Source organism: Actinomycetospora sp. NBRC 106378, from assembly GCF_030269685.1.
Lineage (GTDB): Bacteria > Actinomycetota > Actinomycetes > Mycobacteriales > Pseudonocardiaceae > Actinomycetospora.
Genome location: NZ_BSTT01000006.1, coordinates 228,655 through 241,955 on the forward strand (window position 1 = coordinate 228,655; position 13,301 = coordinate 241,955).

A 13,301-nucleotide genomic window follows, 5' to 3' on the forward strand; every position below is an offset into this window, starting at 1 on the left:
GCGTGTCCCGACGCCGACACCTGACGTCAGCGGTGCGCCACCGCTGACGTCAGGCCGGCCCGCCCAGGTGCAGCGTCGTCTCCCCGTACACCCGCGGTTCCTCCGGCTCGAGCCCCTCGGGCCAGGCCGGGGTGCGTGTCCGCGAGTCCCGCTCCAGCACCACCAGCGCGTCCGGGTCCAGCCACGGCACGAGCAGCCCGAGCACGGTGTCGACCTCGTCCTCGGTCCCCGCGTACGGCGGGTCCACGAACACGAGGTCGACGGAGTCGGTCGGCCGCTTCAGGAACGTGGGCACCGACGCGCGACGTACCATCGCCCCGGTGAGCCCCGTCGTCCGGACGTTGGTCTGGATGAACCCGCAGGCCCGCGGGTCGCGCTCCACCAACGTCGCGGTCAGCGCGCCGCGGGAGAGGGCCTCCAGTCCCAGCGCGCCCGACCCGGCGTACAGGTCGAGCACCACCGCGTCCTCGACGATGCCGCGCGCCGTGAGCAGCGAGAACAGCGCCTCCCGCACCCGGTCCGACGTCGGGCGCACGCCGGTCGGCGGCACCTGGAGCCGCTGCCCCCCGGCGCTCCCCGCGACGATGCGGCTCACGACCCGAGCACCACCACCAGGTCGCCGCCCTCCACCTGCTGCACCTTCCCCAGCGCGAGGCGGGTCACCGTTCCCGACGACGGCGCGGTGATGGCGGCCTCCATCTTCATCGCCTCGATGGTGGCCACGGTGTCGCCCGCCGACACCCGGTCGCCCTCGGCGACCTGCAGCGTCACCACGCCCGCGAACGGCGCCGCGACGTGCGAGGGGTCGGAGCGGTCGGCCTTCTCGGCGGCCTTGACGTCGGTGTCGACGGAGCGGTCGCGGACGCTGAGCGGCCGCAGCTGCCCGTTCAGCGACATCAGCACGGTCCGCATGGCGCGCTCGTCGGGCTCGGAGATCGCCTCGAGCTCGATGAGCAGCTGCACGCCCGGCTCGAGGTCCACGGCGTACTCGCGCTCGCTGCGCAGGCCGTAGAAGAACTCCTGGCTGCGCAGCACCGAGGTGTCGCCGTACGAGATCCGGTGCTCGCGGAACTCCTTCGTCGGCCCGGGGAAGAGCAGCTCGTTGAGCGTGCCGGCGCGGTCGGCCTCGAGGCCCTTGCGCTGGTCGTCGGTCAGCTCCGCGACCCCGGGCCGCTCGGTCCGGCCCTCGAGCGCGCGGGTCCGCAGCGGCTCCGGCCAGCCGCCGGGCGGGTCGCCGAGCTCGCCGCGCAGGAAGCCGATCACCGAGTCGGGGATGTCGTAGCGCGAGGGGTCCGCCTCGAACGCCGACGGGTCGACCCCGGCGCCGACGAAGTGCAGCGCGAGGTCCCCGACCACCTTGGACGACGGCGTGACCTTCACCAGGTGCCCGAGCATCCGGTCGGCGGCGGCGTAGGCGTCCTCGACCTGCTCGAAGCGGTCGCCGAGCCCGAGCGCGACGGCCTGGGTGCGCAGGTTGGACAGCTGCCCGCCGGGGATCTCGTGGGTGTAGACCCGGCCGGTCGGCGACGCGAGGCCCGACTCGAACGGCGCGTAGACCTTCCGGACCAGCTCCCAGTACGGCTCCAGCGCGTTGACCGCGTCCAGCGACAACCCGGTCTCCCGGTCGCTGTGGTCGGTCGCCGCGACCAGCGCCGAGAGCGACGGCTGCGAGGTGGTCCCCGCCATCGAGGCGACGGCGGCGTCGACCGCGTCCACCCCGGCGTCGATCGCGGCGAGCAGCGTCGCGAGCTGCCCGCCCGCGGTGTCGTGGGTGTGCAGGTGGACCGGCAGGTCGAAGCGCTCGCGCAGGGCGGTCACGAGCTTCCGGGCGGCCGGCGGGCGCAGCAGGCCCGCCATGTCCTTGATGGCCAGGACGTGGGCGCCGGCGTCGACGATCTGCTCGGCCAGGCGCAGGTAGTAGTCGAGGGTGTAGAGGTCCTCGGCCGGGTTCATCAGGTCGCTCGTGTAGCAGAGCGCGACCTCCGCGAGCGCCCCGCCGGACGCGCGGACCGCGTCGATCGCGGGCCGCATCTGGGAGACGTCGTTCAGCGCGTCGAAGATGCGGAAGACGTCGATCCCGACGCGGGCCGCCTCGGCGACGAAGGCGTCGGTCACCTCCGTCGGGTAGGGCGTGTAGCCGACGGTGTTCCGCCCGCGCAGCAGCATCTGCAGGCACAGGTTCGGGACCGCCTCCCGCAGCCGCGCGAGCCGCTCCCACGGGTCCTCGGCGAGGAAGCGCAACGCCACGTCGTAGGTCGCGCCGCCCCAGCACTCCAGCGACAGGAGCTCGGGCGCGGTCCGGGCGACGTGCGGCGCGATCTCCAGGAGGTCCCGCGTGCGCACCCGGGTGGCCAGCAGCGACTGGTGGGCGTCGCGGAACGTCGTGTCGGTCACCGGGACCGTCGTCTGCGCCCGCAGCCACGCCGCGAACCCCTCGGGGCCGAGCTCGCCGAGACGCTGGCGGGACCCGTCCGGGGGCGCCTGGGCCAGGTCGACGGCGGGGAGCTTGTCCCGCGGGTCGACGAGGTCCGGGGCCGGGCCGTGCGGCCGGTTCACCGTGACGTCGGCGAGGTAGCTCATGATCCGGGTGCCGCGGTCGGCGGGGGCCCGGGCGGCGAGGAGCTCGGGGTGCTCGGCGATGAAGCTCGTGGTCACCCGGCCTTCCCGGAAGTCCGGCTCGTCGAGCAGCGCCATGAGGAACGGGATGTTCGTCGAGACCCCGCGGACGCGGAACTCGGCGAGGGCGCGGCGCGCGCGCCGGACCGCCGTCGTGAAGTCCCGGCCGCGGCAGGTGACCTTGACCAGCAGCGAGTCGAAGTGCGGGCTGATGCGCGCGCCGGCGAAGGCGGTCCCGCCGTCGAGCCGCACGCCCGACCCCGACGCCGAGCGGTAGGCCGAGATCATCCCGACGTCGGGTCGGAACTCGTTGGACGGGTCCTCGGTGGTGATGCGGCACTGCAGCGCGAACCCGTGCAGGGCGACGGTGTCCTGGGAGAGCCCGAGGTCGGCGAGCGTCTCGCCGGACGCGATGCGCATCTGGGCGCCGACGAGGTCGACGTCCGCGACCTCCTCGGTGACCGTGTGCTCGACCTGGATGCGCGGGTTCATCTCGATGAAGTGGTGCCGGCCGTCGGCGTCGAGCAGGAACTCGACGGTGCCCGCGTTGACGTAGCCGATCGCCGTCGCGAACTTCACGGCGTCGGCGCAGATCCGCTCGCGCAGCTCGGGCGACAGGTTCGGCGCCGGCGCGATCTCGACGACCTTCTGGTGGCGGCGCTGCACCGAGCAGTCGCGCTCGAACAGGTGCATGACGTGGCCCTCGGCGTCGGCGAGGATCTGTACCTCGATGTGCCGGGGGTCGATGACCGCCTGCTCGAGGATCACCGTCGGGTCGCCGAACGCCGAGGACGCCTCGTTCATCGCGGCCTGCAGCGCGTCCCGGAGGTTCCGCTCCTCCTTCACCAGGCGCATGCCGCGGCCGCCGCCGCCCGCGACCGCCTTGACGAACAGCGGGAACGTCATCTCCGCCGCCGCGGCGAGCAGGGTGTCGATGTCGTCGGACGGGTCGCAGGAGTCCAGCACGGGCACGCCGGCCTCCCGGGCCGCGGCCACCGCGCGGTGCTTGTTGCCCGCCATCGTGAGCACCCGCGCGGGCGGGCCGATGAAGGTGATGCCGGCGTCGGCGCAGGCCTCGGCCAGGCCCGGGTTCTCCGACAGGAAGCCGTAGCCGGGGTAGATCGCGTCGGCGCCCGCCTTCTGCGCCGCGCGGATCATCTCCTCGATCGACAGGTAGGCCCGGACCGGGTGGCCCTCCTCGCCGATCAGGTACGCCTCGTCGGCCTTGAGACGGTGCTCCGACTGGCGGTCCTCGACCGGGAAGACGGCGACGGTGGCCGCCCCGAGCTCGTACGCGGCGCGGAAACCGCGGATCGCGATCTCACCCCGGTTGGCCACGAGCACCTTGCGGAACATCTGGACGTCCTCCGGGCGGTCGCGCTGATCGTCGGCGGCGCACGCTACCGCGACCGTGGTCCCCGGACGGCTCTTCCGGTACCAAAGAAGGGGGACACGAGGAGGGCGGCACATGCCGGACAGGTCGATCACACCGATGCGCCGCTCCGCCGTGCCCTGGCTCTACGGGATCGCGGTGCTCCTCACCGTCGTCTCCCCGCTGGTCTTCCTCGGCGCCTGGGTCGCCGACGGCACTCTCGAGGGCTTCGGCGCCGCCCTGCTCGCGGCGGTGGCCGACCTCGTCGCCGCCGCCCTGGCCGCGATCGTCGCCACGGTGCTCGCTGCGCAGCGCGGGGTCCGCCGGGTGCGCACCGTCGTCCTCGGTCATCCCGACGGCAGGTCGGGCCGGATCTCCGAGCACCGCGCGGCCCGCTGGGCACTCGCCCGGGACCGCTTCGCCGCCCTGCAGCGCGACTACGCCGCCTTCGAGTCCGACCCGCGCGCCGTGGCCGCCCGCCCCGCCCTCGTGGACGTCTCGGTGCCCGCGACCGGGGCGTTCGTCGAGGCCCTCGCGGACGCCCAGGTCCTCGCGACGCCGACCGAGCCGGGCGACCCCCATCGCACGGACTTCGTCGTGGCCGTCGACCGCGCGGTGGTGGCGTGGGACGAGGCCCGCCGCGTCGCCGACGTGCTCGCCGCCCGGCAGGCCCCGCAGACCGTGCCGCCGCGCCCCGTCGAGACCCGCGCGCCGGGCCCGGCCGCGCCCGCCGACGAGTACGCCGCCGTCGCCGAGGCCGTGCGCCAGGCGGCCGCCCGGGGCATGCGCGACCTCCGGAGCCGGTTGCGCGCCTGAGCGGCGGCGCCCCCGGGCGTCAGCGGTGGCACACGGCTGACACCGATCGTCAGCAGCGCGCCACGCTCGCGGGCCGCCCGCCGCTGCTGTCAGCGGTGGCACACGGCTGACGTCAGACGTCAGCGGTGGGCCACCGCTGACTCCCGGGCCACGATCGCCCGGATCGCCGCGGCGGTCTCGTGCGGCTGGTCCTCCTGCAGGTAGTGCCCGGCCCCGGGGACCACGACGACGTCGGCGCCCGGCAGGGTCGCCGCGCTGATCCCGGGGGCACCGCCCTCGAGTGCCGTCGCCGGGACGGCGAGCGGGCCGGGATCGAGGCGGTTGCGGGCGGCGTCGCGGGGCAGGGCGCGGTAGCGGCCCATCGCGGCGTCGTAGCGGCCCGGCGCGGAATAGGCCCGCACCGCGTCGTCGAGCGAGCCCGACGCGGCCACCGCCGGGTCGCCGACGAAGGCGCCGAGCACCTCGCGCTCGCGTCCCGCCACCTCGGCGGCGAGCCGTCCGGGCGGAGCGGTGGCGAAGGCGGCGACGTGCGGCGGGGCGAGCGCCTCCAGCCCGAGGCCGGGGACGCCGCCACCGGAGAGCACCAGGTGCCGGACCTGGTCGGGGCGCGCCCGGGCCCACGCGTACGCGGGCATCGCGCCCATGTCGTGACCGACCACGACGGCCGGGGCGAGGCCGAGCCGGGCCGACAGCCCCGCGAGGTCGGCGGCGAGGGTGCCCGCGTCGGGATCGGGGACGGGCCCCGGCTCGGAGCAGCCGGCGCCCCGGAGGTCGGGGACGACCACCCGGTGGTCCGCGACGAGGTCCACGGCGACCCCGCGCCAGGTGCGCCACGTCTCGGGGAACCCGTGGAGCAGGACGACGACGGGAGCGTCCGGCGGACCGCCCACCGCCACGTGCAGGCGCACCACTCCGGTGTCCACCGTCGCCTGCGTCAGGCCGGGGACGTCCGCGCCGCACCGGGTGGCCGTCGCCGTCGGCACCGTCAGCAGGGCGGCGAGCAGCGCCGTCGGCAGGAGGGCACGCAACACGAGGCGACATGTCCGGTTCCGGGCGACGTCATGACGTCGATCGGCGGGAGATCCCTGCCTGTGGGTGCGACCGCGACCTGGTCGTTGGTACGGCACTGCACAAGGTGACCATGTGACGCGCGCAATATCACACGATCAGACCCGCTTGATGTCCCGGCCGAGCGGACATTCTGTGGGTGTCGGCCACGCCTCACGCGCGAGACCTTCGGTGCCGGAGCTGGGGAGCGTCCGTTCACCGAACAAGGCCCGGGGTTCCCATCGGGGTGGGGACCCCGGGCCACTTTCTTCCGGATCAGACGACGCGACGAGCGCCCACCGCGTTCTTCTCGATCTTCGACAGCGGCGTGTACTTCACGTCCTGGCCACTGGTCGGCGCCTCGATCACCTTGCCGTCGCCGACGTACATGACGACGTGGCTGACCGGGCTGTAGAGGAAGATCAGGTCGCCGGGCTGCAGGTCGTCCATCGAGACCTTCTCGCCGACCTTGGACTGGGCCGCCGACGTGCGGGGCAGGTCCTTGCCTGCCTTCTCGAACGCGTACTGCATGAGGCCCGAGCAGTCGAAGCTGTTCGGGCCGGTGGCACCCCAGACGTAGGGCTTGCCGAGCCGGGACTCGGCCGCGTCGATGGCGTCCGCCGCCATCCGCTGACCCGCCGACAGCTGCGGGGCCGCCGGAACGGCCTTGGCGGCCGCCGCCTGGCGGGTGCTGGCCGCCACCGTCTTGTACTGCGGGGTCGCCTGGGACACGGCGGGCGCCACGACCGGCATCACCGAGGTGATCGCCGCGGGCGCCTGGGTCGCGGCGGCCGGGAGGGTCATGCTGCTCGCGGCCAGGTCGGTCGGGAGCGCGAACTCGCCGGTCGCGGCCGGCTCGTCACCGGTCGGGATCAGGCCGTGGACCGCGGCGCCCCCGGCGCCGGCGAGCGCACCGAGAGCGGCCAGGGACAGGCCGGCGGTCCGGGCGGCGCGGTCGAGGGGGCGCTCCTGCGGAGCGGGACGGCGGGTGCGGTGCTGGTCGCGGGACCGGGAGTGGCCCGGGGCGCCGTGGGCGGCGCGGCCGGTCATCGTCGCGGGGATCGGCCCCAGCGACCCGGTCGTGGCCGAGTCGGGCGCCCGGTGTCGTCCGTCGTCGGTCCGCACGGGCGGCAGCACTGCGGTCATGCGCGTCTCCACGCCCGGCGGGACCTGGCGGGAGGCAGGGAGGCCCTGCACGACCCATCGTGTCGGACGGCCGCTGGGGAGTGCGGTCGGACGACGATCACCGTCCCGTCCTGGACGTCGTGCGCTCCGGGGAGGCCGCCGGACGGGAACCGGGCGAAGCGGCCGAGCGCATCGGAGCGCTGTTGCGATCCGACGGCCAGACCGTAACCGAACCGTGACCCCGCGCGGCCACCCCGACCGTGCGTGTCGCGCTCGGAGGTCGGCCCGGCGCGCCGATCGGCTACCTCCCGGTACGCGGGCGGTCACCGTTCGTGCTGCGCGACGAGCGGTGAACTCAGAGTTTGTCGAGGAAGCCCGCACCCTCGTCGCCCACGACGCCGCGGACGAGGCCGGCCAGCCGCGGGTGGTGGGCCAGGGTCGGGTCGTCGGCGAGCAGGGAGCGGGCGACCTCGCGGGCCTCGGTGATCTCGTCGAGGTGCCGCCGGACGGACAGGAACCGGAGCGTCTTGCGCCGGCCCGCCTGCTCGGTGCCGAGGACGTCGCCCTCGTTGCGCAGCTCCAGGTCGAGGTCGGCCATCGCGAACCCGTCGGTGATCTCGGCGATCCGCGCCAGCCGCTCCATCGACGGCCCCTCGAGCTCGCTGACGAGGAAGCACGACGACGCCGTGTCGCCGCGGCCGACGCGACCACGCAGCTGGTGCAGCTGGGAGACCCCGAAGCGCTCGGCGTCGAGGACGACGATGACGGTGGCGTTCGGGACGTCGACGCCCACCTCGATCACGGTGGTCGACACCAGGACGTCGACGTCGCCGGCGGAGAACCGCCGCATGACGTCGTCCTTCTCCTCGGCGGGCAGCCGTCCGTGCAGCACCTCGAGGCGCAGGCCGGCCAGGGGTCCGCCCGCGAGGAGCTCCGCGACCTCGAGCGCCGCGAGCGGGGGTCGCCGCTCGCCGCCGTCGGGACCGTCGGGGCCGGCGCTCTCCTCCTCCTCGCCCGCGGGGCCGCCGTCGCCGATGCGCGGGCAGACGACGTAGGCCTGGTGGCCCGCGTCGACCTCCTCGCGGACGCGCTCCCAGACCCGCGCGAGCCACTTCGGCCGCCCGCCGGGCACAGCGTGCGTGTCGATCGGCTTGCGGCCGGCCGGCAGCTCGTCGAGCACGGAGTTCTCCAGGTCGCCGTAGACGGTGAGCGCGACCGTGCGCGGGATCGGCGTGGCCGTCATGACCAGCAGGTGCGGCGCGGTCTCCCCCGGCCGCGAGCGCAGCTCGTCGCGCTGGCGGACCCCGAAGCGGTGCTGCTCGTCGACCACGAGCAGACCGAGGTCGGCGAACCCGACCTTCTCCTGGATCACCGCATGGGTGCCGACGACGATGCCGGCCGTCCCGGACTGCACGTCGAGCAACGCCTGCTTGCGCTCCTTCGCCGCCAGGGACCCGGTGAGCAGCACGATCCGGGTGGCCCGCTCGTCGGTGTCCAGCTCGACGGGCCGGTCGTCCTCGCCGAACAGGCCCGCGGGTTCGCCCGCCCGCCCGAGCGGCCCGAGCATCGTCCGCAGGGAGCGGGCGTGCTGCGCGGCGAGCACCTCGGTGGGAGCGAGCAGGACCGCCTGCCGGCCCGCGTCGACGACCTGCAGCATCGCCCGCAGCGCGACCACCGTCTTCCCCGACCCGACGTCGCCCTGCAGCAGCCGGTTGAGCGGGGTGGTGCCCGCCAGCGCCTCCGCGAGCTCGTCCCCGACGCGGCGCTGCCCGGCGGTGAGCTCGAAGGGCAGCCGGGCGTCGAAGGCCGCGGCGAGCCCGTCGTCGGTGCGGGGGCAGGCGGGCGCCGGCCGGGTGGCGGCGTTGATCCGCTCGCCCTGCAGCGCCAGCTGCAGCCCGAGCGCCTCGTCCCAGGTGAGCCGGCGCATCGCCGGGCGGGCGGCCTCCAGCGTGGCGGGGAGGTGGATGTCGCGCAGGGCCCGCCCGAGGTCGATCAGACCGTGCCGCTCGCGGACCTCCGCGGGCACCGGGTCGATCGGGTCGTCGAACACCTCGAGGGTCTGCCGGACCGCGGCGAGCAGCTCCCAGGTCTGCACGTCCTTGGTGGCCGGGTAGATCGGCGTGACCGGGGGGAGCTTGATCGACTCCGTGTCCTCGCCGTCGGGATCGGTCTCGTCGTCGCCGGTGCTGATCCGCATCGCACGCGGCGAGCCGAGCTGCCATCGGTCGCGGAACTTCTCGAGCTTGCCCGCGAAGAAGGCGCGGCTCCCGACGGGCATCGTGCGCACCCGCCAGGGCTGGTTGAAGAACGTCACCGAGAGCTCGAGGGCCCCCGCGGCCACCGTCATCGTCGTGATATGGAGCTGCTTGCCGCCGCCGCGGCGGAACTTGCGCTCGCCCCGCGCGCTGCGCACCTCGGCGATCATGTTGACCTGGTCGCCCACCGCCAGGTCTCGCGGATCGACCTTGTCGAGGTCGTTCATCGTCTCGTAGCGCCGCGGCAGGTGGCGCAGCAGATCGCCGACGGTGTGCATGTCGAGGTGCTTGCGCAGCACCGAGGCCGAGCGTCCTCCGACGGCCTCGGCGAGGGGGGAGTCCATGTGCACCACGGACGCCAGCGTGCCACCCGGGTCCGACAGCCCTCGGCGGGCTCGGTTACCCTGGTGACCTGCCACGCGGTGAGGTTCCCGCGTGCTCTGGTGTCCGTTGAGGTCGAGAGGTGTTCGAAGTGGCTGCGGTGTGCGACGTGTGCGCGAAGGGCCCCGGTTTCGGGAAGTCGGTCTCGCACTCCCACCGCCGGACCAACCGCCGGTGGAACCCGAACGTGCAGACGGTGCACGCCCGGATCGGCAACGGCAACCGGCAGCGCCTCAACGTGTGCACCTCGTGCCTGAAGGCGGGCAAGGTCAGCCGCGCCTGACGCCCCCACGAGCAGTTCCCGGGCCCGGTACGCCACGGCGTGCCGGGCCCGACTGCTGTCCGGGACCGGCTCAGTCCGGCACGACGAGGTCGTCGAACTCGCCGTCACGCACTCCGAGCACGAACGCCTCGACCTCGGCGCGGGTGTAGTGCAGCACCGGCCCCTCCGTGTCGCCGCGGGACCGCACCAGCAACCCGCCGTCGGGATGGCGGGCCGTCTCGAGGCCGGGACCGCTGGCGGTCCAGTCGCGCGGAGGACAGGTCATCGCGGGCCCCCTCGGGGGTGGAGGGATGCGCGATCCGGCTCACGCACGTGCGTTCGATCTTGCGCCTGCACCGTACGTACGTGAGGATCGAACGGGTGGAGCGGACGTGGTGGGGCGACGAGCGGCGGATGTCGTGAGCCGACCGGACCAGACCGTGGGTCCGGCGGGCGACGAGCCCCGTCTCCCCCGCGCCCAGCGCACCGTGCACCGCCGGTCGGCCCCGGTGCCACTGCGTGTGGTCTCGCAGCGCGTACCGCCGGGCGAGACGGACGCCCCCGTCCCGACCGCCGTCGCGGGTGTCCCCGCGACCGGCGCCGTCGCGACGCTGCAGGAGGCGCCGCTCCCCTCGCCCGACGTCGTCGGGCTCCCGGTCCGCCGGCCCGACGCGCTCCCGGCCCGTTCCCGCCCGCTCGACCGGCTCCTCGCGCTCGTCCGGGGCCGGCGGCGGGCCGAGGCCGGCCGCCACCGTCCGGACACCATCCCGAGCCGGGGCTGGAGCATGTTCGCGCCGCAGCGGCGGTCCCGCCGGCGCTTCGGCGTCCGCCGCTGACCCGGGCCGGACGCCGGTCACTCAGGGCAGGCGCCAGTCCACGGGCTCGTCGCCCAGCTCCTCGAGGAACTCGTTCACGCGACTGAACGGCCGCGACCCGAAGAAGCCGCCCGCCGCCGACATCGGGCTGGGGTGCGCGGACTCGACGGTCGGCACGTCCTCGCCGAGCAGCGGCACGAGGGAGCGTGCGTCCCGGCCCCAGAGGATGGCGACGAGGGGCTGGTCGATCCGCTCGACGAGGGCGCTGATGGCCTGCTCGGTGACCTTCTCCCAGCCCTTGTTGCGGTGCGAACCCGGGGCGCCCGGGGCCACCGTCAGGACCCGGTTGAGCAGCAGCACACCCTGCTCGGTCCAGGGCGTCAGGTCGCCGTTCGTGGGCGGGGGGTGCCCCAGGTCCTCGGTGTACTCCCGGTAGATGTTCTGCAGGCTCTTCGGCAGCGGTCGCACGTCCGGGGCCACGGAGAACGACAGGCCGACCGCATGGCCCGGCGTCGGGTACGGGTCCTGCCCGACGACGAGCACGCGCACCTGCTCGAACGGCTGCTGGAAGGCCCGGAGCACGTTCTTCCCCGCGGGCAGGTAGGTCCGGCCCTCGGCGACCTCGGTGCGCAGGAAGTCGCCCATGGTGGCGATGGTGTCGGCGACGGGCTCGAGGGCCTGCGCCCATCCCGCCTCGACGGTCTCGGACAGGGGGCGGGCCATCAGGCGATCCTCCGGAGATCGGTGCGGAAGCGGCGGGCCCGCTCGCGGTAGGACGTCACGGCGTACGCGAAGGCGCCGTCGGGGACCTCGTGGTCCGGGCGGATCGTGGCCGGCACCCCGCGCGCCATGCGGCGGGCGGGCACGTGGAAGCGCGGGCTGACCACCGCGCCGGCCGCGACGACCGCGCCCTCGTCGACCCGCGCGCCGTTCAGCACCACCGACCCGGACGAGATCAGCACGTGGTCGGCGATGGTCGCCGCCTCGATGTGGACGTTGTGCCCGACGGTGCAGTCGTTCCCGATCACGGTCGGCTGCCGCCGGGTGGTGTGGATGATCGAGCCGTCCTGGATGCTCGTGCGGGCGCCGACGACGATGTGCCCGTCGTCGCCCCGGAGCACCGCCGTCGGCCACACCGACGCCTCCGGTCCCAGCGTCACCGAGCCGATCACCACCGCGTCGGGGTGGACGTAGGCGTCCGGGTGGATGTCGGGCTCGGCCTCGCCGAGGGCGTAGATCGGCACCCCGCTGACGCTAGCCGCGGGCGGCCCGTCCACCCCCGCGGGGGTCCAGCCCGCGGGCGAAGCAGGTGCTGTCCGGCTCGTCGCGGTGCACCCCGAAGTTGGGGATCGGCCGGTACCCCTGGCGCCGGTAGAGCGCCTCGGCCTCCGGCTGGCGGGTGCCGGTCTCCAGCACGGTCCGCCGGCAGCCGGCCGCGGCGGCGGTGCGCTCGAGCTCCTCGAGCAGGGCGACGGCGAACCCGCGGCGACGGTGGGCGGGATCGACCCACATGCGCTTGATCTCGGCGTCGAGCGGCCGGAGGACCCCGCGGTCGGCCGCGGGGATCGCCTCGGCCGTCAACCGCCGCCACCCGCCGCAGCACACCGGTCCGACACCGGGCAGCGCACCGAGCAGGAAGATCCCGCGCGGCGGGGCGAACTCGGCGGGGTCGACCGGGGTGCGGTCGATCCCGCCGTAGCGCTCGCGGTAGAACGCCTGCACGGCGTCGACGAACCGGACGCTCGCCGGGTCGTCGTAGGCGGCCACCTCGAGCTCGAGTCCGGTGGTCTCCACCCGGCCGATCATCCCGGATCCGGGCAGCATGCCCGACGTCGGTCACCCGTCGTCGGGAAGGGGCCTCGCGCGTGCGACGTCCGGTCGGGGTCTGCTGGGACATCGACGGCACGCTGCTGCGCGGCGGCCGGGTCGGCGGCGACGTGCTGCGCGACGCCTTCCACGCCGTCACGGGGCACGAGCCGCCGCACGTGCCGATGGGCGGGATGACCGACCACCTGGTCGCCGAGGCGTTCCGCGACGGCCTGCCCGCGACCCACGCCGCGCCGCTGCACGACCGCGGCCCGGCGTACACCGAGGAGATGATCGCCGCGATCGGCGAGCAGTGGCGGGGCCGTGACGCCGCCCTGGCCGAGACGCTGACGGTGCTGCCCGGCGTCCGCGAGGCGGTGGATCTGCTCGCGGCGGAGCCCGGCGTCGACCAGATCGTGCTGACCGGCAACGTGCGCGCCGGCGCGGAGCTGAAGCTGACGGTCGCGGGGCTGCACCCGGGGACGTTCGATCTCGACGACGGGGTCTACGGCCACCTCCCCGGGCCCCGCGCGGCGCTGGTCCACGCCGCCCGCGAGGCCCTCGAGCGCCGCCACCGACGGCCGGTGGGGCTCGTCGTCGTCGGCGACACCCCGCGCGACGTCGAGGCCGCGCACGCCGCCGGGGCGATCGCCGTCGGGGTCGCCACGGGGGCCGCCTCGGTGGACGACCTCGTGGCCGCGGGGGCCGACCACGTCAGCGAGGACCTGTCCGACCCGGCCGCTCTGGTGGCGGTCGTGCGCGCGGCAGGTCAGGATCCGGGGGCCACCCGAGGGGATGTGTGACGC

13 protein-coding genes are annotated in these 13,301 nt (G+C 74.9%); 4 read left to right on the forward strand and 9 right to left on the reverse strand.

Going from position 1 to position 13,301, the window contains the following annotated elements:
* Positions 1-49: 49 nt before the first annotated feature.
* Together rsmD and QSK00_RS16200 are read right to left on the reverse strand one after the other, a co-directional pair.
* The gene (gene rsmD / locus QSK00_RS16195) at positions 50-595 is read right to left on the reverse strand and encodes a 16S rRNA (guanine(966)-N(2))-methyltransferase RsmD (protein WP_285592155.1); all 546 of its coding nucleotides are present in this window, start codon (positions 593-595) and stop codon (positions 50-52) included.
* Positions 592-3,972: a pyruvate carboxylase gene (locus QSK00_RS16200; protein ID WP_285592156.1), complete on the reverse strand. Its 3,381-nt coding sequence runs from the start codon at positions 3,970-3,972 to the stop codon at positions 592-594. Before QSK00_RS16200 ends, rsmD begins: the two co-directional genes overlap by 4 nt.
* Positions 3,973-4,084: 112 nt before the next feature.
* Between QSK00_RS16200 and QSK00_RS16205 the strand changes: the two genes are divergently transcribed.
* The gene (locus QSK00_RS16205; protein WP_285592157.1) at positions 4,085-4,804 is read left to right on the forward strand and encodes a hypothetical protein; all 720 of its coding nucleotides are present in this window, start codon (positions 4,085-4,087) and stop codon (positions 4,802-4,804) included.
* Between the two features lie 119 nt (positions 4,805-4,923).
* Here the strand turns inward: QSK00_RS16205 and QSK00_RS16210 are convergent, their stop codons facing one another.
* The 3 genes from QSK00_RS16210 to QSK00_RS16220 form a co-directional block, all read right to left on the reverse strand.
* Positions 4,924-5,835, reverse strand: coding sequence for an alpha/beta fold hydrolase (locus QSK00_RS16210; RefSeq protein ID WP_285592158.1), 912 nt, complete (start codon positions 5,833-5,835; stop codon positions 4,924-4,926).
* Positions 5,836-6,127: 292 nt separating this feature from the next.
* Positions 6,128-6,997: a C40 family peptidase gene (locus QSK00_RS16215; protein ID WP_285592159.1), complete on the reverse strand. Its 870-nt coding sequence runs from the start codon at positions 6,995-6,997 to the stop codon at positions 6,128-6,130.
* Positions 6,998-7,331: 334 nt separating this feature from the next.
* Positions 7,332-9,575 carry an ATP-dependent DNA helicase RecG gene (locus QSK00_RS16220; RefSeq protein WP_285592247.1) on the reverse strand — a complete coding sequence of 748 codons (2,244 nt, stop codon included), beginning with the start codon at positions 9,573-9,575 and terminating at the stop codon, positions 7,332-7,334.
* A gap of 128 nt (positions 9,576-9,703) precedes the next feature.
* Between QSK00_RS16220 and rpmB the strand changes: the two genes are divergently transcribed.
* Entirely contained in the window at positions 9,704-9,895 is a 192-nt protein-coding gene (gene rpmB, locus QSK00_RS16225) for a 50S ribosomal protein L28 (RefSeq protein WP_026204958.1), read from the forward strand.
* 70 nt (positions 9,896-9,965) lie between these two features.
* On the opposite strand, the gene QSK00_RS16230 is transcribed toward rpmB, so the two are convergent.
* A complete protein-coding gene (locus QSK00_RS16230; RefSeq protein WP_285592160.1) occupies positions 9,966-10,160 on the reverse strand; it encodes a DUF397 domain-containing protein in 195 nt (64 codons plus the stop codon).
* Between the two features lie 133 nt (positions 10,161-10,293).
* On the opposite strand from QSK00_RS16230, the gene QSK00_RS16235 reads away from it, so the two are divergent.
* On the forward strand, positions 10,294-10,710 hold the full coding sequence (locus QSK00_RS16235; protein WP_285592162.1) for a hypothetical protein: 417 nt from the start codon (positions 10,294-10,296) through the stop codon (positions 10,708-10,710).
* Positions 10,711-10,731: 21 nt separating this feature from the next.
* Here QSK00_RS16235 and QSK00_RS16240 read toward each other — a convergent pair whose 3' ends face one another.
* From QSK00_RS16240 to QSK00_RS16250, 3 genes are read right to left on the reverse strand one after another with little or no spacing between them, the layout of a single operon-like run.
* Positions 10,732-11,415: a uracil-DNA glycosylase gene (locus QSK00_RS16240; protein ID WP_285592248.1), complete on the reverse strand. Its 684-nt coding sequence runs from the start codon at positions 11,413-11,415 to the stop codon at positions 10,732-10,734.
* Complete coding sequence (locus QSK00_RS16245; RefSeq protein WP_285592163.1) at positions 11,412-11,933, reverse strand: gamma carbonic anhydrase family protein; 522 nt, start codon at positions 11,931-11,933, stop codon at positions 11,412-11,414. Before QSK00_RS16245 ends, QSK00_RS16240 begins: the two co-directional genes overlap by 4 nt.
* 10 nt (positions 11,934-11,943) lie before the next feature.
* A complete protein-coding gene (locus QSK00_RS16250) occupies positions 11,944-12,483 on the reverse strand; it encodes a GNAT family N-acetyltransferase (RefSeq protein WP_285592164.1) in 540 nt (179 codons plus the stop codon).
* Positions 12,484-12,554: 71 nt separating this feature from the next.
* Here QSK00_RS16250 and QSK00_RS16255 point away from each other — a divergent pair, with 71 nt between their 5' ends.
* On the forward strand, positions 12,555-13,298 hold the full coding sequence (locus tag QSK00_RS16255) for an HAD family hydrolase (protein WP_285592165.1): 744 nt from the start codon (positions 12,555-12,557) through the stop codon (positions 13,296-13,298).
* Positions 13,299-13,301 lie beyond the last annotated feature (3 nt).